A 26,624-nucleotide genomic window follows, 5' to 3' on the forward strand; every position below is an offset into this window, starting at 1 on the left:
CCGGGCGCTTTGCCCTTCCCTTTTGCAGAACTGCTGCTAAAAGGCCCCGTTCGCCCTTCGGGCGGTCAACCGGTCGCAGCCTACCCGGTTCTAGCGAAAACAAGGGACACATCTTTGAAAACGCTTGTCGTCTGTTCCGGCGGAATGGATTCCGTCACCCTTGCGCACAAGGTTGCGCAAGAACACGAGCTGGTCGGGCTCGTTTCCTTCAACTACGGCCAGAGGCACCTCAAGGAGCTGGATTTTGCCAGAGCCTGTGCGGAGGATCTGGGCGTCGAGCACATCGTCATCGACATTTCCGGCATCGGCCGCCAGCTTTCCGGCTCGGCCCTGACGGATGACGTGGCCGTTCCCGATGGCCACTATGCCGAAGAAACCATGCGCATCACCGTGGTGCCGAACCGCAATGCCATCATGCTGGCCATTGCCTTCGGCATTGCCGCCGCGCGCGGGGCCGAGGCGGTGGCAACTGCCGTCCACGGCGGCGATCACTTCATCTATCCCGACTGCCGCCCCGGCTTTACCGAGGCCTTCGAGACCATGCAGCGCCAGGCGCTGGCCGGTGTCGCGGATGTGCGGCTCTACACGCCCTATGTCCACACGGACAAGGCCGCCATTGCGGCTGAAGGCGTGCGTCTTGGCGTCGACTACACCCGCTCCTGGTCCTGCTACAAGGGCGGGGAGATCCACTGCGGGCGTTGCGGCACCTGCGTGGAGCGGCGCGAGGCCTTCCATATGGCGGGTGCGGAAGATCCCACCACCTATGCCGACCCGGATTTCTGGAAGGAGGCCTGCGGTGTTTAGGATCGCCAAGGAGTTTCACTTCTCCGCCTCCCACCAGCTCTTCGGCCTGCCCGATGACCATCCTTGCGCCCGGCTGCATGGGCACAATTATGTGGTCGAGGTGGAGCTGATGTCCGAGACGCTGGACAGCGTTGGCTTCGTGCGGGACTACCGGGAGCTTGCGCCCTTCAAGACCTGGCTCGATGACACTCTCGACCACCGCCACCTCAACGATGTGCTGGGCAACGACAATGTCACCGCCGAGCGCATGGCCAGGCTCTTCTACGACTGGTGCAAGGCGCGCTGGCCGGAGGTGAGCGCCGTGCGCGTGCGCGAGACGCCCAAGACCATGGCCGAATACCGTCCAAAAGGCAGCTGCGGCTGCGGGTGCGGCGCATGAGCGGCGAGATCTTGCGCATCAGCGAGATCTTCGGCCCCACCATCCAGGGCGAAGGCGCGCTGATCGGCATGGCCACCGTCTTCGTGCGCACCGGCGGCTGCGATTTCCGCTGCTCCTGGTGCGACACGCTGCATGCGGTGGACAGCGCCTACCGGGACACCTGGACGCCCATGAGCGCGGACGCCGTGATGGACGAGGTGCGGCGCCTGTCCGGCGGCGAGCCGCTGATGGTCACCGTTTCGGGCGGCAACCCGGCCATCCAGCCGCTGGGCCGGCTGATTGAACTGGGCAAGCGCGAAGGCTACCGTTTCGCGCTGGAAACGCAGGGCAGCCTGTCGCGGGACTGGTTTGCGGCACTCGACGTCCTCAGCCTCAGCCCCAAGCCGCCGTCCAGCGGCATGGCGTTTGACCGCAAGGCGCTGGCGGATGCGGTGGCCGCCGCTGGCCCCAATACGGCGATTGCGCTGAAATTCGTCGTCTTTGACGAAGCAGATTACGGCTTTGCCAGAGAGGTGGCGCGCGCCTATCCGCATCTGCCGGTCTATCTGCAGCCCGGCAACCACACACCGCCGCCTGCGGATCAGGAGGATGCGGTGATCGACATTCCCGGCATCATGGCGCGGCTGCGCTGGCTGATTGACCGGGCCGCCAATGACCGCTGGTTCGAGGCCAGCATCCTGCCGCAGCTTCATACCCTCATCTGGGGCAACCTTCGCGGAGTGTGACCATGAGTGACAAGACCATCTATCAGAACCTGACCCAGCTCGGGTCGTCCACCGCCCTGCCCCAGAGCCCGGAAGACGCCGTGCTGGAGCGCGTGCCCAACCCGCAGGCGGGCACCGGCTACATGGTGCGTTTCGTGGCGCCCGAGTTTACCTCGCTCTGCCCGATCACCGGTGCACCGGATTTCGCCCATCTGGTCATCGACTATGTGCCCGGTGACTGGCTGGTGGAAAGCAAGTCGCTGAAACTCTTCCTCGGCTCCTTCCGCAACCACGGCGCCTTCCATGAGGATTGCACCCTGTCGATAGGCAAGCGGCTGGTGGAGTTCCTCTCACCGCAGTGGCTGCGCATCGGCGGCTACTGGTACCCGCGCGGCGGCATCCCGATCGATGTGTTCTACCAGACCGGCCCGGCACCTGAGGGCGTGTGGATCCCCGAGCAAGGCGTGCAGCCCTACCGCGGGCGGGGGTGACGGAGCATTGCCCCTCCACTCCGTCATGCCATGACTTGATCATGGCATCCACGCCGTTACGCTCCTGAACTGGAAATAACCAAGATAATATAAGGCCTTATCAAAGCCATCACTGCGCGGACAGGTCATGGAATGGATGCCATGATCAAGTCATGGCATGACGAATACGGAGAGGGCGGCGAAAATTTCGAACCACTACCCCCGCCTCTTCCCCCGCTCCGCAGCACCAAACCCGTCGGCACCGCCCCGGGCAACAAGGGCTTCGCCCACGTGGTCGGCCATGGCGAGGGCCTGAAGGGCAAAGGGGGCGAGCAGCCGCCAGCTGCTGCGCTTGCCGGTGCGGGCCTGATAGGCTTCCCGCTGGGCAGCGCTCAGCGCCAGCAGCACCGGCACGAAGCGCAGGACCAGCGTGACGGCCAGCGCCGGGCGGCGCGGCGAAACGCCAAAGAAGGCCAGCGGCCGGAACAGGGGCGAAATCGCCTCCAGCATGTCATCCATGCGCGTCGTCATGGTGACGAGATTGGCCAGCATCACCAGCAGCAAGAGCCGTAGCAGCACGATGACACCGCCCATGAGCGAGCCGGACAGCCAGTGCAGCGCCAGCAGAACGGCAAACAACGGCAGCAGCGGGCGCAAGAGCGAAAGCTGCCGCAGGGCCGCCCGGCCCAGCGCCGCATAGACGGCCAGCACCGCGCCGCAGCCAGCCGCCAGAACAACGGAACTGTCCACGGGGAAGAACATCAGGCTGGCGGCAGCCAGACCGAGGAGTTTCGCTCCGGCAGGCAAGCGGTGGAGAAGGCTGGTTCCGGGCAGATAGAGCGAGATCACGCGTGCCTCACAACAGGCCGGAGACGGCGGCGCGCCGCTCGATATCATCCACATAGGCGGGCAGCACCGCACCGGGCTCGCCGTCCATGCGGATCTGGCCGTCCTGCAGCCACAACACCCGGTCAAAATCGCGGATCAGCTCCAGATCATGGCTGACCATGATCAGCTTCTGCTCCAGCCCCCGGATCAGCGACATGATCTGACGGGTGGCGAGGCCATCAAGGCTGGAAAAAGGCTCGTCAAAGACGATCAGCCCCGGCTGCATCACCAGCACCGCCAGAATGCAGATGAGCTGCTTCTGCCCCTCGGACAGATCGAGGAAAGGCCGCTCCGCCAGATGGGCGCAGCCATGAGCCTCCAGAAAACGCCGGGCATTGGGCCGGGCATCCTGCCGGGGCTGGCCAAGCTGGGTCAGGCCGAAAGCGATCTCCTCCTCCACCGTCGGGAAGATCGCCTGATGGTCCGGGTTCTGGAAGACAAAGCCCACATGGCGCGGCAGGTTCGCCCGCGCCTGCCGCGTGTCCGCGCCGTAGATCTGCAAGCTGCCGCTGTCCGGCAGCAGCAGGCCGTTGAGCAGGCGCACAAAGCTGCTCTTGCCAGACCCATTGAGCCCGATCAGCGCAATCCGGCGCTCGCTCAAGGTGAGATTCAGCCCGTCCAGCACGGTCTTGTCCCCGCGCTTCAGGCTCACCTGATCAAACACGGCATAGTCAGCCCGGCGCGGGTCGCAAGCCGTCTCCGTCTTGCCGCTGCCGGGTTTGAGGCGCCAAAAGGCCATGGGCGGTGATCCGTTCCCTCTGTTGCGGCCTGCATATTCCCCGCCGCTGCGGCAATGTCAAAGGCTGATGCCAGTTCCAGCTTCTAAAGCGGCTGGCTGTCGCGCCCCTCGCGGGCGGCCTTGTACCAGGCCCAGAACAGGCGGGCGGCGACACCGCGCCAGGGAGCCCAGGCTTCCGCCAGCTCATCCAGCGCACGGGGGCTGGGGCGGTCCGGCAGAGCAAAGGCATCGCGCACCGCATTCTGCAGGGCAATGTCGCCGCTGGGGAAGATATCCGGATGGCCGGCGCAGAAAAGCAGATAGATATCCGCCGTCCAGCGGCCGATTCCCTTGACCTGGCACAGCTCTTCCCGCGCCACATCGGCCGGAACACTGGCCAGTGCCTGAAGATCCAGCCCGCCACCGACGGCATCCGCCAGCGCCCGAACGGCGCGGATCTTGGGCCGGGACAGCCCCGCGCCGCCCAGCGCCTCCTCTGTGTGGGACAGCAAAACATGCGCTTCCAGCGGATTAACGAGAGCGGCGAGCCTTGCGCCGATGGCATTGGCGCTGGCGACGGACACCTGCTGCGAGATGATGATCTGCACCAGCGCCGCAAAGCTCGGCGGCCGGCGGCGCAGGGGCACTTCGCCAGCAAAGGAAATCACGGCAGGCAGACGCGGATCGGCGGCGGCCAATGCGGCAAGGCCAGCAGCGATATGCTCCGGCGTTTCGATGATCACGCTCATGGCTTCGTTCCTGCCCTGATCCCTCGTGTCAGCGCGTCGAAGATCCTTGCATAGATTTCTTCCACGCGCAGCGCCTCCTGCGGGCCGAGCCGGTGAAAATGGCTGAGGCCCGGTGCCGCATTCACCTCAAGAATGGCATAGGAGCCGGAAGATGAGGAGATATCCGGGCAAAGGAGATCGAGGCCATAGAGCCGCAAGCCCACAGCCTCGCCCGCCTTACGGGCTATCTCTGAAAAATACGGACTGATCGCGCCGGTCACATCCACTGCACTGCCGCCGGAAGAAAGGTTCGCGTTGGGCAGCAGCGCCACGGCTGTGCCCGCTTCCGGCACGTGGGTGAGATCAAGGCCGCTGGTGGCGAGAAAGGCGAGAATGCGCGGATCATCCGCCGCAATCTTCGAGCCCTTGCCGCCCGCGGCAAAGCCCTGCGTTGCCCGCGTGATCAGCACCCGGAGGGAAGAAACACCATCGCCTGTCACCGAGAAGGGCCGCCGCTCGAACACGGCCAGCACCTCCCCATCCAGAACCAGCACCCGGTAGTCGCGCCCCCTCACCTCTTCCTGCACCAGAATCCGGTCGTAAGAGGCGCCCAGGATCGTGAGCGCGGAGGACAGCCCCTGTTCGTCCTGCACCCGCAGGATGCCGCGCCCCTCCGAATCGTCATTGGGCTTCACGAACAGCGGAAAGCCCGCCTCCCGGGCAAAGGCGAGCGCTTGCGTCTCCCCGTTCAGCCTTGCGGCAACGGCCGGGTTCTTCACCTCGATGTCGCGGATGAAACGCTGCGCACTGATCAGCACTCCGCGCGGCACACGGAGGCCGGCCGCCTCCAGAAAGAAGGCGCCATAGGCCTTGTCGCGGGCGATGGCGGAGGCGGCGGCGGGATTGAGATCAAAGCCCGCCCCCTTGAAGAAGGCGCGGCGCCCGCCCGGTGCCTCCACGTAGCCGGCATAGCCATAGGCGGGTTCGGCAAAAACGGTCAGCCCATGCTCTGCCGCATGGCGCCGCAGAAGCACCAGCGCCAGAGGCTCACGGCGGGAAGGATCGGAAGTCATGCTGCGGCGGCGCCCTGAAGCGGGCAGCCGCTGCGCGCGGCCGGATCAGTTCCGGCTCTGGCGGGCGGCTGCCAGATAGTCGATGACGAAGAGCTTCGGATTCGAAGGCCCGTTCGCGGTCACATTATAGATTGCCACCGACGTGTCCATGCCTTGCGAATCCGTCACGGTCCACTGCTTCAGATCGAAGGTCTGGGCATCGAAGATCAGCGTCAGCTTGCCGGAATTGAAGGTGGTGCGGTCCTCGACCACAACAGTCACGAGATCGGGCTCCACCACCACGCCCACCACATTGGTGTCCTTGGTCAGGTCGATCTGCTCGGCCAGCAGGAAGCGCAGCGGCGTTTCATTCAGCGGCCAGATGTCCTGCGTCTGCACCTTGCGGTCCAGCACGGAAACCGACTTGCCATCGGCGATGATGTCGAGCTGTGCGGGCGGATTGTAGTAGAAGCGGATCTTGCCCGGACGCTCCAGATAGAACTTGCCTTCCACCTGCCCGCCCTCGGGCCCGAACTGCACGAAGTCGCCATGCATGGTCCGCACCGAATTGAAGTAGGTATTGACCTCGTTCAGCGTTTCCTGGTCCTGCGGGCTCAAGGGCGCCTTCTGCTGCGCGGCGGCAGGCGACAGGGCGGCTGCCACGCTCAGCACGATGGCCGCAGTCCAGGACAGGAAGCGATGCGAACAGTTGGGCTTCATGGTATGTTCAGGGCTCCTTCGAGGCGGCCCGGCAGAAACCCCGCGGCCGCTTCCCTCAATGTCTGATAGCCGTTCTAGTTCCCGCTTGTGGCAAGGTTGCGGCGGACGGGGCGGATCAATAATCCTCGTCCACCCCGTTTTTCACCAGAATCTCGCGCTTTCCGGCATGGTTGGCGGCGCTGATCACGCCTTCTTGTTCCATGCGCTCGATCAGCGAGGCAGCGCGGTTATAGCCGATGCCAAGACGGCGCTGGACATAGGAGGTCGAGACCTTCTTGTCGCGCAGCACCACGGCCACGGCGCGGTCGTAGAGATCATTGCCCTCGTCGGAGCCGGACACCGCGTCATAGGGGTTGTCCTGCATCTCCTCTTCCTCGGTCACCGCCTCCAGATACTGGGGCGTGCCCTGAAGCTTCAGATGCGCCACGATCTGCTCCACCTCGTCATCGGCAACGAAGGGGCCGTGGACACGCTGGATGCGGCCGCCACCGGCCATGTAGAGCATGTCGCCCATGCCCAGCAGCTGCTCGGCGCCCTGCTCGCCCAGAATGGTGCGGCTGTCGATCTTGGACGTCACCTGGAAGGAGATGCGCGTCGGGAAGTTGGCCTTGATCGTGCCGGTGATCACGTCCACCGACGGGCGCTGGGTGGCCATGATGATGTGGATGCCGGCGGCACGGGCCATCTGGGCCAGGCGCTGGATCGCGCCTTCGATGTCCTTGCCGGCCACCATCATCAGGTCGGCCATTTCGTCGACGATGACCACGATGAAGGGCATCGGCTCCAGCGGCAGATCCTCTTCCTCGTAGATCGGCTGGCCGGTCTCGCGGTCGAAGCCCGTCTGCACGGTGCGGGAGAAGCTTTCGCCCTTTTCCAGCGCCTGCTTCACGCGCATGTTGTAGCCGTCGATGTTGCGCACGCCCATCTTCGACATCTTCTTGTAGCGCTCTTCCATCTCGCGGACGGTCCACTTGAGCGCCACGACCGCCTTCTTCGGGTCGGTCACCACCGGGGTGAGAAGATGCGGGATGCCGTCATAGATCGACAGTTCCAGCATTTTCGGGTCGATCATGATCATCTTGCACTGGTCCGGCGTCATCCGGTACAGCAGCGACAGGATCATGGTGTTGATCGACACCGACTTGCCCGAGCCGGTGGTACCGGCGACGAGCAGATGCGGCATGCGGGCAAGATCCGCGATCACGCTTTCGCCGTTGATCGTCTTGCCCAGCGCCATGGCGAGCTTCGCCTTCGACTTCTCGAAATCCTCCGCCGCCAGCAGCTCGCGCAGATAGACCGTCTCGCGCTTCTGGTTCGGCAGTTCGATGCCGATGGCGTTCTTGCCGGGGATCACGGCAACGCGGGCGGAAATCGCGCTCATCGAGCGGGCGATATCATCGGCAAGGCCGATGACGCGCGAGGACTTGATGCCGGGAGCGGGCTCCAGCTCATAGAGTGTCACCACCGGACCGGGGCGCACTTCGATGATTTCACCGCGCACGCCGAAGTCTTCCAGCACGCCTTCAAGAATGCGGGCATTCTGCTCCAGCGCATCGGCGGACAGGCCCGGCGTCTTGCCAGCCGGCTTGGGCTCGGCCAGAAGCCTCAGCGGCGGCAGTTCATAGACATCGGGCGCTTCCAGCAGCGAAGGCTGTGCCTCGGCCTGAACCCGGCGGCCCGGCTGCGGGCGCGGCGCCTGGGGCACGACACGGGCACCGCCCTGTGCCGGGGCACCCGGGACGGCGCGGCCCTGATCGGGGCTGGCAATGCCAACGGGACGGCCCAGCGGCGGGCGGTCCAGCGGCGCCTCTTCCCGCGCCCGGCCACGGCCACGCGGCGCAACCGGCACAGCCTCTTCCATGCCGTAGCCGTCATCATCCATGTCGAACGGCGGCTCGTCATAGGCGGAGGCTTCGTCCTCGCCGTCGTAATAGTCCTCTTCCTCTTCCATCTGCGGCGCACGGCCCATGACGGGGCCGCGTGACGTCACGCGGCGCGGCGCCTCGCGGGTGCCCCGGGCGTCAGGATAAAGATCACCAAGGCCATCGTCCTCCTCGCCGGGAACGAAACGCTCCTTCAGCGCACGGCGCAGGGAACCGAAGCGGCTTGCGGGCGGAGCGGAATATTCATCCTCCGCATCCTCCTCGACATAGTCGTCTTCCTCATCCTCCCGCGCACGGCGGCGGGACAAGCCAATGCCCGTCATGCGCTGCACGGCAGACTGGGCCTGCAGACGCCAATGCGCGGCAGCCCCCATGAGCGCAGCAAACCGGGGCTCGCGCTCGTCCTCGTCCTCATCATCGAAGTCAATGGGCGGCTCGGCCCTGCGGCCACGCATCTGCTGGCGGGCGGTACGGGACGGCAGGGACGGCAAGTCCTCTTCGTCATCCTGATAGCGCTCGCGCATGTCGCCAAACCAGGCACCGGCGGCCACCAGCAGGAAGACGGACGGAAGCCCCAGCCCCAGCACACCGGTAATGGTTGCCGCGCCCGGCGTCAGATTGTGGGTCAGCATCGAGGGGACATAGTGCATGGCATCACCGGCAAAGCCGCCAAGGCCTGTCGGCAGCGGCCAGCTTTCCGGCACGGGCAGCGCCGCAACGGCACCGGCGCCCAGAAGCGTGCCCACGAACCAGAACATGATCCGGCGGAAGCCGATGCGCATGGTCTTGCCCGAAAGAAGACGCCAGCCCCACAGCACCACCGGCACCAGGAACACGGCCGTCGCCAGCCCGATCGACTGCATCAGGATGTCGGAGATGATCGCCCCCGGCGTGCCCAGCGCATTGCGCACCGGCTCACCCGTCGCATGATTGAAGCTCGGGTCATTGACCGACCATGTGGCAAGGCTCGCCGCAAGGGCCGCCGCCAGCGCAATGACCAGAAGCCCGGCCGCGCCCACCAGATTGCGGCGGACGAAACGCTTCAGCGGGCTTTCGGTGTCGAGAATATGCGCAGCGCCCCGTCCGGACCCGCGCATGGCTGTTGCCCGTCTCATGCCGCACCTCCCAGCCAGCCGGCCATGCGCTCCAGCGCTTCACCCGTCAGCGAAGACGGGGCGCACAGGCCAACGCGGATATAAGGATCACCCGGATTGCGGCCATCGGCCTGGGTCGAGGCCAGATAGGAGCCGGGCAGCACCTTGACGCCTGCCTCGCTCCACAGCCGCTCGGTCACGCTGACAGCCCCGCCCCAGCGGCTCACATCCAGCCACAGGAAGAAGCCGCCTTCCGGCGTTACCGGCCCGAGGATCGGCGACAGCAGCCTTTCGGCGATTTCGTATTTCTCGTTGTAGAGACGGCGGTTCTCGATCACATGCGCCTCGTCGCCATAGGCGCGCACGGCCAGCGCCTGCGCCGGCAGCGGCACCTGCGGGGCGGCAAGGCCGCGGAACTTCACCCAGCGCGACAGAAACTCCGGATCACCGGCCGCAAAGCCGCAGCGAAGACCGGCAAGGTTCGACCGCTTCGACAGGGAATTGAGCGCCACCACCATGGAATAGCCTTCACCCAGCGCATGGGCGGCTTCCAGAACGCCCGGAGGCGGGGTGCTGCGGTAGATCTCCGAATAGCACTCGTCGGCAAAGATGTAGAACCGGTGGCGGCGGGCAAGGCCTATCAGCTTCTGCCAATAGGCAAGGCTCGCCACCGCCCCTTGCGGATTGGCGGGCGATGCCACGTAAAAGGCAATGGTCCGGTCCAGCAGCTCCGGCTCCAGCGCATCCAGATCCGGCAGGAAGCCTGTGTCCGCGCCCGTGTCGAGCATGACCGCCTCGGCCCCGGCAATATGGGCTGCGGCTGCATAGGTCTGGTAGAACGGGTTGGGCAGGATCACCGCCGGGCGCGCCACATCCTTGGCCAGCTGATCGCGGGCGGAAATCGCGCCGAAGGACAGGCCCTCGCGCGAGCCGTTGAGCGGCAGAACGCCCTTGTCCTTGTCGATGGTGCCGCCAAGATTGTAGCGCCGGTCCAGCCAGGCCGCGATGGCCGCACGGAAGGCCGGAGAGCCTTCAATGGGCGGATAGCGGCGGAAATCGGCCAGATTTTCCATAAGCACCTCGCCCGTGAAGGGCGGCAGCGCATGCTGCGGCTCGCCAATGGTCAGCACAATCGGGTCCGCACCCGGGCGCGTATCACCCAGAAGCGCGGCAAGGCGCTGGAACGGATTGGCGTCGGGCAGGGCCGCGCGCGGGGTTGAGGCAGGCATCGTGGACGTCATCTGACCTTCCGGACACTCGAACACACTTTGCCCGGACGTTAACGTGCCTCTGGTAAATCCCTCATTAACCAAGCAGCGGCAACAGCCTTTTCCCGCTGCCGCGCAGGCAGTTGTCCACTGTCAGAAATCGACGGTGATCCCCTTGATTTCCCAGTCTTCATAACGGGTTGGCTCCAGTCCGCCACGCCCGTCCAGCTCTTTTTCCATGGCCTGCTGGCGGGCGTCGATTTCTGCGCGGCGCGCTTCGGCTTCCTTCAGCGCCCGCTGCGCGGCAGGCGGAAGATCCTCGAATCGCCGCTGCGGGGCGGGGGCGGGCTCTGCGGTAGCTTCCGGCTCTGCGGGCGCGGCACGCTGGGGAAAGGGAACGACCACGCCACGGTTCTCCGCAACACCGGCCACAGGGCCATTCGCTCCGGTGATCTCGTCGTCGTGCATGGATATCTCCATCGTCTGGACCGCCGGCCGCCGCTTCAAGACAGGTTGAAGACCGGCAGGCTTGCGGGAAATCGGGCTCATACCCATCATATAGGGACTTGGCCCATCATATAGGGTACTGGCGGGAGCAGAAAACTCCCGTCCGGCATACCGCCCGCACTTAAGCGCGACGAGGACCGAAGGCAATGAACTATTTCCGCACTGCCATGCTGCTGGCCGCCATGACCGCCCTGTTCATGGGCATCGGCTTTGTGATCGGCGGACAGAGCGGCATGATGATCGCACTGGTGATTGCCGGTGCGATGAACCTGTTCAGCTACTGGAATTCCGACAAGATGGTGCTGTCCATGCACCACGCGCAGGAAGTGGACGAGGGCAGCGCGCCAGAACTGTTCCGCATGGTGCGCCAGCTGGCACAGAATGCGCAGCTGCCGATGCCCAAGGTCTATATCATCAACAACCCGCAGCCGAATGCCTTTGCCACGGGCCGCAATCCGCAGAATGCCGCTGTGGCCGCGACCACCGGCCTGCTGGAGCGCCTGACCATGGAAGAAGTGGCGGGCGTGATGGCGCATGAGCTGGCCCACATCAAGAACCACGACACGCTGATCATGACGATCACCGCGACCATTGCCGGTGCCATCTCCATGCTCGGCAACTTCGCCTTCTTCTTCGGCGGCAACCGGGAGAACAACAATCCCCTCGGCTTCATCGGCATGCTGGTGGCGATGATCGTCGCCCCGCTCGCCGCCATGCTGGTGCAGATGGCGATTTCCCGCACCCGTGAATATGCCGCCGACCGCATGGGCGCCGAAATTTGCGGCCACCCGATGTGGCTGGCCTCGGCGCTGGCCAAGATCGCGGGCGGTGTGGAGCAGATCCACAATCCGGATGCGGAGCGCAGCCCGGCGACGGCACACATGTTCATCATCAACCCGCTGTCGGGCGAGCGGATGGACAATCTGTTCTCCACCCACCCCAACACCGCCAACCGCATCGCCGCCCTGCGCGATCTGGACGGGCAGATGGGCGGGCGCGGCGGTGGTTCTGGCGGCTTTGGCGGTTCTGGCGGCGGCTGGAACACGGCTCCGGCGCAGACGCGCAACCAGTCTTGGGGTGGTTCTGCGGGTAGTGCTGGGCGCAGCTCCGGCCCTTCAGGTCCGTGGGGAGGCAGCGGAAACGCACGCCCCTCGGACAAACCCAAGGGCCCATGGGGCTGAAACCGATGGGGTTGAGCCGGACGGCTGATCTGCGGTAAAAGCTTCGGATCATAGCCTCGGGCGCGACGGACGGCACGGCAGCCTGTCCCGCGCCGCAGGACCACCAGACATGTCTTGCCAAGGGCGCCGCGAGCACCGGTTCGCGGCGCCTTGACTCAATCGGCAACACACCCAACCCAACGAAGGCCAGCGCTTTGAACGAACCCACCGGCTCCCGCCCGAAATCCCCCTCCCGCCCCGCCGGCGGCAAGGATGCACCGTTCCGCAAGCAGGGACAGGGCGGCAAGGCAGGCAGCGCGGCAAATGGCGGCGGCTCGCCCGGGCGGCCCGCTCCCGGCTTTGCCGCCCGCAAGGTGGCCGCCGACATTCTGGGCAATGTGGTGCACAAGCACCGCACGCTGGATGCCGAATATGACGTGACCTCGGGCCACTCCGGCTTCCGCGCGCTGGAGCCGAAGGACCGGTCGCTGGTGAAGGCCATCGTCGCCGCAGCCCTGCGCCGCCGGGGCCAGCTCGATGCCATTCTGGCGGAGCTGCTCGACCGGCCCATTCCGGAGCGCACCGGCCGCGTCACCGACATTCTCCACGTCGCTGCCGTGCAGATCCTGTTCCTCGACGTGGCCGACCACGCCGCTGTGTCCCTGGCGGTGGATCTTGCCGGGTCAGACAAGCGGGCAAGACCTTACAAGGGCCTCGTCAACGGCGTGCTGCGCCGTCTCGCGCGGGAGAAGGACACGCTGTCCACCATCACCGGTTCGGGTCCCGCAGGCCTGCCGCTCTGGCTTGCCACCCGCTGGCGCGAAACCTATGGCGCAGAGACCTTCGAAGCCATCCTGCGCGCCCATCTGGAAGAACCTGCACTGGATCTCACCGTCAAGAGCGATGCCGAAGGCTGGGCGGAACGCCTTGGCGGCCGTGTGGTGGCAGCCGGATCGGTCCGCCTGTCGCGCAAGGGCGCGGTGGACGGCTTCGAGGGCTTCAATGAAGGCGGCTGGTGGGTGCAGGATGCCGCAGCCTCCCTGCCCGCCCGCCTGCTGGGAGACCTCACCGGCAAGCGTGCCGCCGATCTGTGCGCTGCCCCCGGCGGCAAGACGGCTCAGCTGGCCACACAGGGCGCCGATGTGACGGCGGTGGACATTTCCGAAAAGCGGCTGAAGCGCGTCCATGCCAATCTGGAGCGGCTGGGCCTTTCGGCCCGCGTCGTCGCGGCGGATCTGCGCAGCTACGAACCGGACGAGCCTTTCGACGCCATCCTTCTCGATGCGCCCTGCAGCGCCACCGGCACCATGCGCCGCCATCCGGACGTGGCCTGGACCAAGCGCCCTGCGGATGTGACGACACTGGCGGGCATCCAGGCCGAGCTCTTGCGCAAGACCATCACCTGGCTGAAGCCGGGCGGTGTGCTGGTCTATTGCACCTGCTCGATGGAACGGGAAGAGGGCGAGGACCAGATCGCGGCACTGCTGGCAGAAATGCCGGGAATCACGCTGGAGCCAGTGCTGCCGGAAGAAATCGGCGGCCTTGCCGAATGCATCACGCCGGAGGGCTATCTGCGCACCCTGCCCTGCCATCTGGGCGGCGGCACGGAGCTGGAAGGCGGCCTCGACGGATTTTTTGCCGCCCGTCTGCGGCGGCTTTAACTGCCCTGTAACCACTCTGACCCGCAATGGACAACTGAGAGCTAACCCTAACAGTTCGTTACCTCTTATGGTGAAAGGGCAAGTCAATTTCATTCCGGCGCCAGCACAAGGGCAGTGAGACACTGCCATGACGATCCGGGCGATGGGTGAGCAGGGGCGCATCGGGCGCCTGCTGCTCCATCATCTCTGGCAAAATGGCCTGCGCTGGCTGCATGGCGGACCCCTGTTCCGCTGGCAGCCATTTGCGGGAACGCCCTCCCGTTTGCTCATCGCCCCGCAGGATCTTCGCACCGCCGACCAGACCAACGCCCTTGATATCTATGGCGGCCGCTTCCTTTTCTCCGGCAAGGTGGTGGAGGCCAGAGGCCGCTCGCCCTTCGAGCTGAAGGATGAAGATCCGGCCTGGCAGCGCGAATTGCACAGTTTCGGCTGGCTGCGCGACCTGCGCGCCGCCGAAAGCCTCGTCGCCCGCCAGAATGCCCGTGCCCTTGTCGATGACTGGATCCGCCTGTGCGGCCGCTGGGCCCCCATCGCCTGGGAACAGCCCGTCGTGGCGCGGCGCGTCCTGTCCTGGCTCGCCCAGTCACCGCTGGTGCTGGAGGATGGCGACGCGGAATTCTACCGCCGTTTCCTGCGCTCGCTCGGCCGTCAGGTGCGCTATCTGCGCCGCACCATCAACGAAACACCGGATGGCGTGCCGCGCCTGCAGGCGGCGCTTGCGGTGGCGGCTGCCAGCATTTCCATGGCCGGTCAGGGCCGCTACGTGCGCCAGAGCCTCCGGCGCCTGGAGCATGAGCTGCAGCGCCAGATCATGCCCGATGGCGGCCATGTTTCGCGCAATCCCGGTGCGATCCTGGAAATTCTCACCGACCTTCTGCCCATCCGGCAGGCCTTCGTCACGCAAGGGCTGGAGACACCCGCCGGCATGATGCAGGCCATCGACCGGATGATGCCGATGGTGCGCTTCTTCCGCCATGTGGACGGTGCCTTTGCCCATTTCAACGGCATGGGCTCCACCCCCACCGATCTGGTGGCGACGATCCTGGCCTATGATGATGCGCGCGGCGCTCCTCCCGGCAACGCACCCTTCTCCGGCTATCAGCGGCTGATGGGCGGGGACACGGTGGTGCTGATGGACACCGGCACACCGCCGCCGCCGCTGCTGAGCCAATCGGCCCATGCAGGCTGCCTGTCGCTCGAAATGTCCTCCGGCCGCCACCGGCTGGTGGTCAATTGCGGCGTTTCCGGCTGGGCCAGCGAAGGCTGGCGGCAGGTCGCCCGCTCCACGGCGGCCCATTCGACGGCCGGCATGGAAGACAGCTCGTCCTGCCGGTTTCTAACAGAGAAGCCTTTCACCGGCTGGCTCGGCGCGCCGATCCTCAGCGGTCCGACCAGCGTGCCCGTCAACCGCGAGGAAGACGTGATGGGCACCCGCGTCACCGCCTCCCATGATGGCTATGCCCATCGCTACAATGTGCGGCATGAGCGGGACATACGACTGTCGAGCGACGGCTCCGTGCTGGACGGCATCGATCTTTTCTCGACGCTGGGCGCCCTGACCCATCACGACCATTTCACCATCCGCTTCCATCTGCATCCGCTGATCAAGCCCAGCCTTCTGCGGGCAGGCACCGCTGCCGTGCTGCTGGCGCCTGACGGCGAGGCCTGGGAGTTCAACGCGTCCGGCGCGGAACTGGTGCTGGAAGAATCCGTCTATCTGTCGGATGTCTATGGCCACCGCCGCACCCAGCAGCTGGTGCTTTATGGCCGCATCAGCCAGTCCAGCCAGGCCGCCTGGCAGTTCCGCCGCACCGCCACAGCCCGGAATGCACGGCGCGAGCGCAGCGCTGCTCAGGAGCCGGAACTGCCGCTGTAAGCGATCGGGATGCTGATTCGCAGCGCAAGCCTTCTTGAGCTTCCGTTTCTGCCCCGTTCGTGCTAGGGCCACGGCCACTTTCCATCCTCAGATCTGCGAGGCAAGGCCATGGCCGTGGTGTCCAAGGGGGTTCCCGTTCCCCCGCTCGTTTCCGTCAAGCGCGCCCTTCTTTCCGTTTCCGACAAGACCGGGCTGCTCGACTTCGCCCGCGGGCTGTCCGAGCGCGGCGTGGAGCTGATTTCCACCGGCGGCACCCGCAAGGCGCTGGCAGACGCCGGCCTGCCGGTGAAGGACATTTCCGAAGTGACCGGCTTCCCGGAAATCATGGATGGCCGGGTCAAGACCCTGCATCCGATGGTGCATGGCGGCCTTCTGGCCATCCGTGACGACGCGGAGCACAAGGCGGCCATGGAGGCCCATGGCATCGGCGGCATCGACCTGCTCTGCGTCAACCTCTATCCCTTCGAGGATACGGTTGCCTCCGGCGCAGATTATGCAACGGGCGTCGAGAACATCGACATCGGCGGCCCGGCCATGACCCGTGCAGCGGCCAAGAACCACGCCTATGTGACCGTCGTGGTGGACCCGGCAGACTATGCTGCCGTTCTGTCCGCACTGGATGAGAACAACGGCCAGTCACCAATCGATCTGCGCAAGAAGCTGGCGCAGAAGGCCTTTGCCCGCACCGCTGCCTATGATGCCGCCGTGTCGAACTGGCTGGCTTCGCAGATTGGCAACGAAGCCCCCGATTACCGCGCCATGGGCGGCAAGCTGGCCGAAGTCATGCGCTACGGCGAGAACCCGCATCAGTCGGCCGGTTTCTACACCACCGGCGAGCGCCGCTCCGGCGTCGCCACCGCCCGCCAGCTGCAGGGCAAGACCTTGTCCTACAACAACATCAACGACACGGACGCTGCCTTCGAGCTGGTCAGCGAGTTTGACCCCAAGCGCACCAAGGCCGTTGCCATCATCAAGCACGCCAACCCCTGCGGCGTGGCCGAGGGCGCCAGCCTGAAGGCCGCCTACGAGCTGGCGCTGCGCTGTGATCCTGTTTCTGCCTTCGGCGGCATCGTCGCCCTCAACGACACGCTGGATGCGGAAGCCGCCGAAGAGATCGTCAAGATCTTCACCGAGGTGATCATCGCCCCGGCCGCCACGGATGAAGCCATCGAAATCGTGGCAAAGAAGAAGAACCTGCGCCTGCTGGTCACCGGCGGCCTTGCCGACCCGCGTGCGGCCGGTCTGGCCATCAAGTCCGTCGCCGGCGGCCTTCTGGTCCAGTCCCGCGACAATGGCGTCATCGATGATCTCGACCTCAAGGTCGTGACGAAGCGCGCCCCGACCGCACAGGAACTGGCCGACCTCAAGTTCGCCTTCCGCGTTGCCAAACACGTCAAGTCCAATGCCATCGTCTATGCGAAGGACGGCGCCACGGTGGGTGTCGGCGCAGGCCAGATGAGCCGCATCGACAGCGCCCGCATCGCCGCCCGCAAGGCGCTGGATGCGACCGAGGCTGCAGGCCTGTCCACCCCTCTCACCAAGGGCTGCGTGGTCGCCTCCGATGCCTTCTTCCCCTTCGCCGACGGACTTCTCTCCGCAGCGGAAGCAGGCGCGACTGCCGTCATCCAGCCGGGTGGCTCCATGCGCGATGACGAAGTGATCGCAGCTGCCGATGAGGCAGGTCTTGCCATGGTGCTGACCGGCATGCGGCATTTCCGTCACTGAGAGTAAGGATACTATAAAAGCCACTGCAAGTTGCTGCGGTGCCTAATAGTTGAAAAAATTTTTAGCTTCCAGAGGCAATTGTCTGCTTCTGGAAGCTTTTTCTTAACAGGATTCAGCGCTTCCTACCTCTAGGAGAATCCTGCCTGGACGCAAGAATTCCGGGCAGTCAGAAGGGGTACCTGGATGTTGAAGCAGGCAAAGATCGCAACCAAGCTTGCGGCCGTCAGCGTGACTGCGCTGGCCGGAGTCCTTGCTGTTGGAATTGGTGTCATTGGATATCAGGCCACCTCAGCAACGCAGCAGCTTGCCATTCAGCAAGTGGAAGCCATTGCGCAGGAACAGGCCGAGTATGTTGCACGGGTGATCGAAGAAGGTCTTCTGCCCGCGCAAGGTCTCGGCAATGCCCTCAATGCGCTGAAGCGCAGCGGACCGGTCGACAGGCAGGCCTGGACCAACATCCTTCAGGATGCGATGCAGACCTACCCCAAACTGGCCGGCACCTGGGGCATGGTTCTCGACAACAATCTGGACGGGCGTGACGCGGAATTCGGAGGCCAGCCGGGCCACGATGAGGCCGGGGTCTGGCGCCCCTATTTCTACCGGAACCAGGGCAAGGTCGACTTCAGCCCCATCCCGCCGCTCAAGCCATCGCCTGAGGGTGATTGGTTCCATGTCTCCTACAGGACCGGCAAGGACTTCGCCACGGAACCCTACACCTGGGAAACCGATGGTGTTGTCATGACCGGCATTTCCTTCAGCACCCCGATCCGCGATGGCGGCAAGGTCATCGGCGTGACCGGTGGCGACCTTCTGCTCACCGATCTGACGACAACCCTGTCTTCCCAGAAGCCGATGGGCACCGGCCAGGTGAATCTTCTGTCCCAGGCCGGGGTCTGGATCGCCAACACGGACCCGGCTCTTCTGGGCAAGCCCTGGACTGAAGCCAAGGGATCTCAAGAAGCGGCCTTCGGCGCGCAGGTTCTCAATGCGGTCAAATCGGCCCAGCCCTTCTCCTACACTGCCTACGCAGAAGCGGCCGGGGGAGACATGATCAACATTGTCAGCCCGGTCGCCATCGGCAACACCGGTGCCACCATGGCCGTCGTGGTCAGCGTGCCCATGGCAACGGTGAATGCCGCCTCGACGCAGATCATCTACACCATCCTTGGCATTGGCGTGATCCTGCTGGCGGTCGTCGCCATCGCGGTCATGTTCTTCAGCAACCGCATCGTCCGCCGTCCGCTGGAACGGGCCGTCACCACCATCAACGCCCTGATCGACCAGCGCTACGACATCACCATTCCGGACAAGGACCGTGGTGACGAGATCGGCCACATCAATCAGGCGCTCGAGATCTTCCGTGAAAAGGCAAGACGGGCTGAAGAGCTGGTGGCCGAGCAGGAAGAACAGCAGCGCCAGCGCATCCTGCGCGCCGAAGCGGTTCGGGACCTGTCCCAGTCGTTCGATGCCCGCATTTCGAAGCTCACCACGACGGTCTCAAGCCTCGTCGGCGATCTGAACAATGCTTCCAACGTGCTGACGGTGGGCGCAGACGACACCAGCGCCAAGAGCACCGCCGTTGCGGCCGCCTCCGAGGAAGCGGCTGCCAACGTGGAAGCTGTTGCCTCTGCTGCCGAAGAGCTGCTGGCCTCCGTTTCGGAAATCCGCCGCCAGATGGAACAGTCTGCCGGGATCGCCGGTCAGGCCGTGCATCAGGCACAGGCCACCAATGGCAAGATCGAAGCACTGGCCGACGCCGCCAGCCGCATCAACGAGGTGGTGGCGCTGATCCAGGCCATTGCCGAGCAGACCAACCTTCTCGCCCTCAATGCCACCATCGAGGCGGCCCGTGCCGGCGAGGCCGGCCGCGGATTTGCGGTCGTGGCTGCGGAAGTGAAGGAACTGGCCAACCAGACGGCCAAGGCGACGGAGGAAATCTCCAGCCAGATCCAGTCGGTCCAGTCGGAAACGGCCAATGCGGTGAAGGCCATTCAGGAGATCTCCTCGACCATCGAGCAGATCAACGAAATCTCCGGCAGCATCCAGGTTTCCGTGGATCAGCAGGGCCTGGCGACCACCGAAATCGCCCGCAATATCCAGGAAGCCTCCAACGGCACACAGGAAGTGACGCGCAACATCGTCGCCGTGTCCGCTTCGGCCAACGAAACCGGCGAAACGGCCCGCAAGGTCAGCTCGTCAGCCGCAATCCTCCAGCAGGAGGCAAGCGAGCTGCGGCAGGAAGTGGAGCAGTTCCTTCGGGACATCCGCCAGAGCGCCTGACCAGCCGCAGCATCCAGCTCAAACACACAGCCCCGGCAGCCGCCGGGGCTGTTGCCGTTTCAGCGCGGCTTCAGGCCGGCAAGAACGAAAGCACCGCCGGCAAAGAACACGAGGATCACCGCCATGCCTGCCGCCTGACTGGCGGTGGCTGCGGTGACGAGGGCGACGGCCAGCGGGGCAAGGAAGCTGGTCACCTTGCCCGACAGCGCGAGAAGGCCGAAGAACTGGCCCTGACGGCCCTCCGGCGCCAGATGCACCAGAAGGCTGCGCGCCGCCGACTGCAACGGTCCCGCCAGCGCGCCGATACAGCCGCCGAGCACGAGGAACATCAGATCCGGCAGGGACCCGAACAGGGCGCCGGGGGCGGCAGGCGTTACATCGAAGACGAAGAACACCGTGTCCCGGTCCACCGAAACAAGGCCGAGCCCGCACAGGATGAGACCGCCAAGCGCCCCCAGAATGACCTTGCGCGAACCGATAAGGTCGTCCAGCCAGCCGCCGGTCAGCGCGCCGATGGTGCCGGTGATGGTGAGCAGGATGCCGAAGGTGCCGATCTGGATCGTGCCCCAGCCGAGCACACCGGCCGCATAAATGCCGCCAAAGGCAAACAGCGCCACCAGCCCGTCGTTGTAAAGCATGTTGGCGATGAGGAACCGCGCCATGCCGGGCACCTGCCGCACGTCTGCAAGGCTGCGGCGCAGGGAAGCAAGGCCCTGCCGGACAGCGGCCCTCACCCCCATGCGGCGCGGCTCATCGGGCGTGAACAGGAACATCGGCAGCACGAAGACGAGGAACCACAGCGCCGAAAACGGCCCCGACGCCCTGTCCCCCTCGCGCGCGGCCGGATCAAGCCCGAACAGCGGGTCCGCACCCAGCAGGGTCTTGCCCGTTTCCGGATTGGCCGCCATGAAGCCAAGCACGATGACGAGGCTGACGAGCCCGCCCAGATAGCCGACCGCCCAGCCTGCGCCCGACAGGCGTCCGAGCCTGTCCCGCGCCACCAGCGAGCCCATCATGGAATTGTTGAAGACCGTGGCGAACTCGATCGCGAGCGTGCCCAGCGCATAGCCCGCCAGCGCCACGGCAATGCCGTAGCCGGTGCCGGGAACGGCCCACCACAGGGCAAGGCAGGACATCACGTAAGGCACGGCCAGAGCCGCGATCCAGGGCTTGCGTGCCCCGCCTGCATCGGCAACGCAGCCAAGGAACGGGGCGAGCAGCGCAATGGCAAGCCCCGCCGCCGAGGTGGCATAGCCCCAGAGGGCCTGCCCTTCCGCCGGGGTGGCGGCAAGGGCGGAGGCAAAATAGGGCGCGAAGACGAAGGTCGTCACCAGTGTGAAGAAGGGCTGGGCTGCCCAGTCGAACAGAACCCAGCCAGCGACGCCGGCAGCCCCTGCCTTCCGCCCTGCGGTGCTCATCAAGCGGCTCAGTAGTCGCCGAGCTTGATATCCGGGGTGTAATCGCCCGGCACTTCCTTGGTCACGGCCTGGCCGCAGACGACGATGCCGCGGGTGGCATCAAAGGTCAGCTGCGGCGCACCGGCCAGTTCCCAGCCCTTGTTGAGGGCCTGCGTGACCCGGTGGCAGAACTGGCTGTCGTCCGGGCCGGTGATGAAGCGGTAGAGTTTCATGGCAATCTTTCCAGGAACAAGAACTGCTCCGGCATATCATTCCTGCGCAGACGCCGCCATGGCCTTGGCAATGGCCAGCACCCTCAGCCCCATGTCCGCATGCAGCCGCTCCACCATCTTGCCGTCGATCTGGATCGCCCCCTTGCTGGCATTTTCCGGCAGGGCGAAGGCATCGTTGATCTTCTGCGCCCAGGCGATTTCCGCCTCCGAAGGCGAAAAGGCGGCATGGCAGGCGTCGATCTGCTTGGGGTGGATCAGCGTCTTGCCGTCCATGCCCATCTCCGCCCCTTGCGCGCATTCGGCGGCAAAACCGTCCAGATCATTGAAATCATTGTAGACACCGTCAAGAATATCGAGCCCGCCCGCCCTTGCAGCGGCCACGCAGGTCATCAGCCAGGGCATCATCACGGCCCGGCCCGGCAGCAGGCGGGCGCGGGTTTCCTTGGCCAGATCATTTGTGCCCATGACGAAGCAGGTGAGGCGCGTTTCCGGGTCCCGTCCCGCCGAGGCAATGCTGGCCGCATGCAGCATGGCGAGCGGCGTTTCCATCATCGCCCAGAGCTTCACGGAGGCAGGGGCACCTGCCAGTTTCAGCCGGTGCGCCACCCGTTCCACATCCGCAAGGGACGAAACCTTGGGCAGGAGAATGGCATCGGGGGCTGCGGCAATCACCGCTTCCAGATCCGCTTCGCCCCATTGGGTATCAAGCCCGTTGATGCGGATCACCGCCTCGCGCCCCGCAAAGGCCCCGGCCGTCACGGCCTCGCACACCTGCTGGCGGGCGGCTTCCTTGGCATCGGGCGCCACGGCATCCTCCAGATCCAGCAGCAGGCAGTCCACGCCGAGGCTGCGCGCCTTTTCCAGTGCCCTGGCATTGGAGCCGGGCATGTAGAGCGCCGAGCGGCGGGGCTTGAAGCTTGCGGTCACGGGCGGTCCTCCTGCGGGTCTTTGCGGCACTGCGTTTCTGCAGTGCAAAAGCTGGAGCGCAAAAGCTAGACGGTGGCCGCCGCTTTTTCCACTCGCCTTTCGGCGGGTATCTCCCGGGTATCTCCCGGGTATCTTTTGGGGGCTCTCAGGTGCAGCTGCGCAGCCAAAACAAAACCCGGCGAAAACGCCGGGTTCACACATGCCAGAGCTGGCGCGTCCAGTAAGACAGCAGATTGACCGCTCAGGCTGACAGGCGGCGCTGTTCGCGGACGACGCCGTGAATGGCGTCACGCACGGCCTGACGGATATCGGCCAGCGAGAAAGGCTTGGTGATGACATCATGCACCAGCTCATCGAGGCCGTTGGCCCGTTCACGCTGATCGGCAAAACCGGTCATCAGCAGGATCGGCAGGCTCGGCCAGTCGCGGGCGGTAGCCAGCGCCAGGGCAATACCATCCATCACCGGCATCTTGATGTCGGACAACAGCAGATCGAAGCTGCCTCTCTCGCGAACAAGCGTTTCCAGCGCCGCTCCGCCATCTTCCGAGGCGCAGACGGTGTGGCCATCCAGTTCAAGGGCGCGTTTCACAAAGCTGCGAACCGCCTCGTCATCTTCCGTCAGAAGAATCCGGGCCATATCACACTCCCGTTGTTTCGCGAGGGGGTGTAGCCTCTTCCCCGGCCACATACCCGATGAAGGGCAACTGCCGCCAGGCGTGCCCCATGTCCATCCCGTAACCCACCACAAACTTGTCCGGACAATTGAAGCCCACATAGTCAGCCTGAATATCGGCCTTTCTGTGATGCGGCTTGTCCAGCAGTGCGGCGACCTTGACCGAACGCGCGCCCCTTTCAAGAAGCCTGTCCTTGGCGAACTTCAGGGTACGTCCGGATTCCAGAATATCATCCGCCAGTATGATATCGCGATCCTTAACAAGACTTTCAACGTCACGCAGAACCTGCACATTTCCAGAGCTTACGGTCCCTGCCCCGTAGCTGGATAAATGCATGAACTCCATTTCGAGTTCCAGGCCGGCACGGTGCATGGCACGCACCAGGTCTGCGGCAAAGATGAAGCTGCCCTTGAGCACAGCCACGACGAGCAGCTGATGCGGACGGGAAGAAGCCACTTCACCAGCAAGGCTCTCCACCCGCGCGGCGATCTCGGCTTCATCGTAAAGGGTATGGATCACCGGCTTCATCTTGTTGCTTCTGCTGCTTGTCCTGGGCTCCGGTCCACAAAGCGGACCTGAATATCTGCGGCGTCTGCGGGGGGATCTGTCAGCCTGGTCCTGAAGCGCGTGTTCGCGCCCGGCTCCAATGCCACCGCACGCGGCTCGAGGGTCCAGGCGTAAATCTCCTGCTGATCCTCGCTTCGCAGCGACAGGCGCACCGCAGGAACTGCGGCAGGCTGTTCCGATACGCTCTGGATTGTCCCCTCGACAACCAGAACGATCGTCCCCTCGTCGACTTCCCTGAATGTTCTCAAATCACGGAACTCAAGTCCGCGCAAGTTCACCGGAAGTCCCATCATGTCGAACAGACTGGCAAGGTCCGGAACATGTTTGACCACGAACTGGCGGTTCGTGAAGATGAGCGCGCTGAGTCCCGCGGCCGCAAGAAAGATCACAAGGCCGCCAGTGCGGCGCAGGTTGTTCACTGTCACGTGGCGGGTCAGGAATGACCAGTCGCGCTCCCGCCGGGGTTTTTTCGTGTTAACCTTGATCTTCTTGCGCTTGGCGAGAGACTCGATGTCAATTGTACGGCGAGCATTTTCCTCCTCGTCCGTTTCATCATTTTCATCGGAGGCCACTACATCTGGGTATTCAGGCGGCGCATCTCTACCAGTCTTTGATTTACCCTGAGTATCCACAGATCCTTTGGCAGGTTCTGTCTCCTCGTCCTCGAACGCGCGGCCCCTGGCAAGGGCTTCTTCCTCCGTGGCATCCTCCGCCCATGCCGCTTCATCCTCGTCCTCTTCGGGCTCCGGCTCGTCCTCGATGGCCATGGCAGGCTTTGCAGCCGCCTTTGCGGCGCCTCCGGATGAGGCAGCCGGGGATGCGGAGACGGGGATGTCTTCCTTGCGCGGGCTGATGAACCAGCGGTTTCCGCAGCGCGCGCATTTCACGCTGCGCCCTTCCGGGCCAACCATTTCCGGCTTGATGTCATAGGAAGTATCGCAGTCCGGACAGGTGATCTTCATATTTGGGAGACCCTCGCTCCACGGCCTCACGGGGCCTTGATGGTGCCATCCATGACGCGGATGATAGCAGTCCGGTGCTGAATTGGGGGGAAGACCTGCGTCAGAGCTCCCCCAATTCTGGTCCAGAGGACATTCATATGTTTAATGAAGCGTTAAAGGGATGGCTCTAGGGTGAGCGCCGTCCACGGAGGTTTTGCGTGATCCGTTTCGAGAACGTCGGGCTGAGATACGGCATGGGGCCGGAAATCTTGCGCGACCTGACATTCAGCATCGAGCCGCAGTCGTTTCAGTTCCTGACCGGGCCCTCCGGCGCGGGCAAGACAACGCTGATCCGCTTGCTGTTTCTGTCGCTGCGGCCCACGCGCGGCCTCATTCGCGTGTTCAACCGGGACATGGCGACGATTGCCAAGAAGGAGCTGCCGGAGCTGCGCCGCCGTATCGGCGTGGTGTTTCAGGATTTCCGGCTGCTGGACCATCTGACGACTTACGAAAATGTCGCCCTGCCGCTGCGCGTGCTGGGCAAGGAAGAAGCGAGCTACCGCTCGGACGTGGTGGAACTGCTGAAATGGGTTGGCCTGGGCGAGCGCATGCATGTGCTGCCGCCGGTTCTCTCGGGCGGCGAAAAGCAGCGCGCGGCCATCGCACGGGCACTGATCACCCGGCCGGACATGCTGCTGGCGGATGAGCCGACGGGAAACGTCGACCCTCCCCTTGCGCGCAGACTGTTGCGGCTGTTCATTGAACTCAACAGGCTTGGCACATCCGTCGTGATTGCCACCCACGACATCACCCTGCTTGAACAGGTGGAGGCGCGCCGGATGGTTCTGGCGGACGGGCGCCTGTCCATCTTTGACTGAGGGCATGGGGAAGGCACCGCGCATGGCATCCAAGGCCCCGCCACCAAAGAAGACCGGCACAAAGGCGCCGCAACAGCAGAAGAGCCGGCCCAAGCTGCCGCGCCCCTTGCTGAAACTGCCCCTGCGCGGCAAGGCAAAAGCTGCGGCAGGCGGGCAGGACGCACGCCTGCGGCCGTCAGCGGCCATCGTGCCGTCCCAGTCCGTGGCCGGACGCGCCCTGACGCTCGTCGTCGCCATCATGAGTTTTCTGGCCTGCCTCACCGTCGGCTCCGTCTCCGTCGTCTGGGAAGCGGCGCATGACTGGAGCAATGACCTCGTGCGGGAAGTGACCGTGCAGATCCGCCCCGCCGACGGGGTCGACATGCTGCGCGAGATCGACAAGGCCGTGGCGCTGACGCAGGAGTTTCCCGGCATCGGCACGGTGCGCGCCCTGTCGGATGAGGAAACCCGCCAACTGCTGCAGCCCTGGCTTGGCGCAGGGCTTGACCTCGAAACGCTGCCCGTGCCGCGCCTGATCCAGGTGACGGTCAGCAATCCGCAGGAGCTGGATCTTCCGGCGCTGAAGCAGTCGATCGAACAGAACGTGCGCGGCGCCAGCCTTGACGATCACAGCATCTGGACCTCCCGCCTGGCAGCGATGGCCGGGGCTGTGGTGGCCGGCGGCTTCGGCATCCTGGCGCTGGTGCTGTTTTCCATGGTGCTCAGCGTGATCTTCGCCACCCGTGCGGCCATGGCCGGAAACCGTGACGTTGTGTCCGTGCTGCATTTCGTCGGCGCCAGTGACAGCTTCATCGCCCGCGAGTTCCAGCGCCACTTCCTTGTGCTGGGCCTCAAGGGGGGAATAGCCGGCGGGCTTGCCGCTTCCTTCTGCTTCATTCTGCTGGAAGTCTTCACCCGGCAAACGTCCGGCATGGCCGGTGCTGACCAGATGTCGGCGCTGTTCGGCTCCGTGGCCGTCGGCACGCCGGGCTACTTCGGAGTGGTCGGCATTGTCTTCATCGTTGCCGTTCTGACGGCGCTGACTTCCGGCCTTGCAGTCAAATCCCACCTTGCCAAAATCGACTGACTGCAACATCCATCCAAGAAACAGCGGAATTGGTCTATAATCTTCGCACGATGAAACCTGCGCCTTCGGACAAACAGCCTGATG

Annotated in this window: 25 protein-coding genes; 11 read left to right on the forward strand and 14 right to left on the reverse strand. The window is 64.7% G+C overall.

All coding sequences use genetic code 11. The features are described 5' to 3' along the window. The first annotated feature begins 114 nt into the window (after positions 1-114). From queC to queF, 4 genes are read left to right on the forward strand one after another with little or no spacing between them, the layout of a single operon-like run. Positions 115-804 carry a 7-cyano-7-deazaguanine synthase QueC gene (gene queC, locus AC0CMF_RS14950; RefSeq protein WP_082675905.1) on the forward strand — a complete coding sequence of 230 codons (690 nt, stop codon included), beginning with the start codon at positions 115-117 and terminating at the stop codon, positions 802-804. Next, a complete protein-coding gene (gene queD, locus AC0CMF_RS14955) occupies positions 797-1,183 on the forward strand; it encodes a 6-carboxytetrahydropterin synthase QueD (RefSeq protein ID WP_374631438.1) in 387 nt (128 codons plus the stop codon). The genes queC and queD overlap by 8 nt, the downstream gene beginning before the upstream one ends. Beyond that, positions 1,180-1,908: a 7-carboxy-7-deazaguanine synthase QueE gene (gene queE / locus AC0CMF_RS14960; RefSeq protein WP_374631436.1), complete on the forward strand. Its 729-nt coding sequence runs from the start codon at positions 1,180-1,182 to the stop codon at positions 1,906-1,908. The genes queD and queE overlap by 4 nt, the downstream gene beginning before the upstream one ends. 2 nt (positions 1,909-1,910) lie before the next feature. Next, the gene (queF, locus tag AC0CMF_RS14965; RefSeq protein ID WP_472482065.1) at positions 1,911-2,378 is read left to right on the forward strand and encodes a preQ(1) synthase; all 468 of its coding nucleotides are present in this window, start codon (positions 1,911-1,913) and stop codon (positions 2,376-2,378) included. Between the two features lie 195 nt (positions 2,379-2,573). Here the strand turns inward: queF and AC0CMF_RS14970 are convergent, their stop codons facing one another. The 8 genes from AC0CMF_RS14970 to AC0CMF_RS15005 form a co-directional block, all read right to left on the reverse strand. Continuing rightward, complete coding sequence (locus tag AC0CMF_RS14970; RefSeq protein ID WP_374631410.1) at positions 2,574-3,206, reverse strand: CbiQ family ECF transporter T component; 633 nt, start codon at positions 3,204-3,206, stop codon at positions 2,574-2,576. Between the two features lie 7 nt (positions 3,207-3,213). After that, complete coding sequence (locus AC0CMF_RS14975) at positions 3,214-3,984, reverse strand: energy-coupling factor ABC transporter ATP-binding protein (RefSeq protein WP_374631412.1); 771 nt, start codon at positions 3,982-3,984, stop codon at positions 3,214-3,216. Between the two features lie 83 nt (positions 3,985-4,067). Next, positions 4,068-4,712, reverse strand: coding sequence for a DNA-3-methyladenine glycosylase family protein (locus tag AC0CMF_RS14980; RefSeq protein WP_050474090.1), 645 nt, complete (start codon positions 4,710-4,712; stop codon positions 4,068-4,070). Continuing rightward, positions 4,709-5,764 (reverse strand): ATP-dependent carboxylate-amine ligase, encoded by a 1,056-nt coding sequence (locus AC0CMF_RS14985; protein WP_374631414.1) that lies wholly within the window; start codon positions 5,762-5,764, stop codon positions 4,709-4,711. Before AC0CMF_RS14985 ends, AC0CMF_RS14980 begins: the two co-directional genes overlap by 4 nt. 45 nt (positions 5,765-5,809) lie before the next feature. Further along, a complete protein-coding gene (locus tag AC0CMF_RS14990; protein ID WP_050474088.1) occupies positions 5,810-6,463 on the reverse strand; it encodes an outer-membrane lipoprotein carrier protein LolA in 654 nt (217 codons plus the stop codon). A 115-nt stretch (positions 6,464-6,578) separates the two neighbouring features. Next, positions 6,579-9,461 (reverse strand): DNA translocase FtsK, encoded by a 2,883-nt coding sequence (locus AC0CMF_RS14995; protein ID WP_472482068.1) that lies wholly within the window; start codon positions 9,459-9,461, stop codon positions 6,579-6,581. Beyond that, entirely contained in the window at positions 9,458-10,681 is a 1,224-nt protein-coding gene (locus AC0CMF_RS15000) for an aminotransferase class I/II-fold pyridoxal phosphate-dependent enzyme (RefSeq protein ID WP_374630523.1), read from the reverse strand. Before AC0CMF_RS15000 ends, AC0CMF_RS14995 begins: the two co-directional genes overlap by 4 nt. Before the next feature lie 120 nt (positions 10,682-10,801). Further along, a complete protein-coding gene (locus tag AC0CMF_RS15005; protein WP_374630571.1) occupies positions 10,802-11,053 on the reverse strand; it encodes a DUF1674 domain-containing protein in 252 nt (83 codons plus the stop codon). 248 nt (positions 11,054-11,301) lie between these two features. Here AC0CMF_RS15005 and htpX point away from each other — a divergent pair, with 248 nt between their 5' ends. The 5 genes from htpX to AC0CMF_RS15030 all read left to right on the forward strand — a co-directional run bounded on the left by htpX (position 11,302) and on the right by AC0CMF_RS15030 (position 19,857). Next, positions 11,302-12,336 carry a zinc metalloprotease HtpX gene (htpX, locus tag AC0CMF_RS15010; RefSeq protein ID WP_374630525.1) on the forward strand — a complete coding sequence of 345 codons (1,035 nt, stop codon included), beginning with the start codon at positions 11,302-11,304 and terminating at the stop codon, positions 12,334-12,336. Between the two features lie 194 nt (positions 12,337-12,530). Continuing rightward, entirely contained in the window at positions 12,531-13,976 is a 1,446-nt protein-coding gene (gene rsmB / locus AC0CMF_RS15015; protein WP_374630527.1) for a 16S rRNA (cytosine(967)-C(5))-methyltransferase RsmB, read from the forward strand. A gap of 127 nt (positions 13,977-14,103) precedes the next feature. After that, on the forward strand, positions 14,104-15,852 hold the full coding sequence (locus AC0CMF_RS15020) for a heparinase II/III family protein (RefSeq protein WP_374630529.1): 1,749 nt from the start codon (positions 14,104-14,106) through the stop codon (positions 15,850-15,852). A gap of 108 nt (positions 15,853-15,960) precedes the next feature. After that, positions 15,961-17,577 (forward strand): bifunctional phosphoribosylaminoimidazolecarboxamide formyltransferase/IMP cyclohydrolase, encoded by a 1,617-nt coding sequence (purH, locus tag AC0CMF_RS15025; protein WP_374630531.1) that lies wholly within the window; start codon positions 15,961-15,963, stop codon positions 17,575-17,577. A 183-nt stretch (positions 17,578-17,760) separates the two neighbouring features. Then, entirely contained in the window at positions 17,761-19,857 is a 2,097-nt protein-coding gene (locus AC0CMF_RS15030; RefSeq protein WP_374630533.1) for a methyl-accepting chemotaxis protein, read from the forward strand. A gap of 59 nt (positions 19,858-19,916) precedes the next feature. Here the strand turns inward: AC0CMF_RS15030 and AC0CMF_RS15035 are convergent, their stop codons facing one another. The 6 genes from AC0CMF_RS15035 to AC0CMF_RS15060 all read right to left on the reverse strand — a co-directional run bounded on the left by AC0CMF_RS15035 (position 19,917) and on the right by AC0CMF_RS15060 (position 24,617). Further along, entirely contained in the window at positions 19,917-21,275 is a 1,359-nt protein-coding gene (locus AC0CMF_RS15035) for an MFS transporter (RefSeq protein ID WP_374630535.1), read from the reverse strand. An 8-nt stretch (positions 21,276-21,283) separates the two neighbouring features. Continuing rightward, positions 21,284-21,487, reverse strand: a complete 204-nt coding sequence (locus AC0CMF_RS15040) for a DUF1737 domain-containing protein (protein ID WP_050474080.1) — start codon at positions 21,485-21,487, stop codon at positions 21,284-21,286. Positions 21,488-21,523: 36 nt separating this feature from the next. Further along, positions 21,524-22,414, reverse strand: a complete 891-nt coding sequence (locus AC0CMF_RS15045; protein ID WP_374630537.1) for an HpcH/HpaI aldolase/citrate lyase family protein — start codon at positions 22,412-22,414, stop codon at positions 21,524-21,526. Positions 22,415-22,655: 241 nt separating this feature from the next. After that, a complete protein-coding gene (locus AC0CMF_RS15050; RefSeq protein WP_019964371.1) occupies positions 22,656-23,051 on the reverse strand; it encodes a response regulator in 396 nt (131 codons plus the stop codon). Between the two features lies 1 nt (position 23,052). After that, the gene (hpt, locus tag AC0CMF_RS15055; RefSeq protein ID WP_019964370.1) at positions 23,053-23,616 is read right to left on the reverse strand and encodes a hypoxanthine phosphoribosyltransferase; all 564 of its coding nucleotides are present in this window, start codon (positions 23,614-23,616) and stop codon (positions 23,053-23,055) included. After that, on the reverse strand, positions 23,613-24,617 hold the full coding sequence (locus tag AC0CMF_RS15060) for a zinc-ribbon domain-containing protein (protein WP_374630540.1): 1,005 nt from the start codon (positions 24,615-24,617) through the stop codon (positions 23,613-23,615). Before AC0CMF_RS15060 ends, hpt begins: the two co-directional genes overlap by 4 nt. 197 nt (positions 24,618-24,814) lie before the next feature. On the opposite strand from AC0CMF_RS15060, the gene ftsE reads away from it, so the two are divergent. Next, positions 24,815-25,474 carry a cell division ATP-binding protein FtsE gene (gene ftsE, locus AC0CMF_RS15065; protein WP_072242530.1) on the forward strand — a complete coding sequence of 220 codons (660 nt, stop codon included), beginning with the start codon at positions 24,815-24,817 and terminating at the stop codon, positions 25,472-25,474. Positions 25,475-25,496: 22 nt separating this feature from the next. Continuing rightward, positions 25,497-26,540: a cell division protein FtsX gene (locus tag AC0CMF_RS15070; protein WP_374630542.1), complete on the forward strand. Its 1,044-nt coding sequence runs from the start codon at positions 25,497-25,499 to the stop codon at positions 26,538-26,540. The last annotated feature ends 84 nt before the right edge of the window (positions 26,541-26,624 follow it).

The sequence above is a fragment of the Pannonibacter sp. CBAS1226 genome (assembly GCF_055685825.1).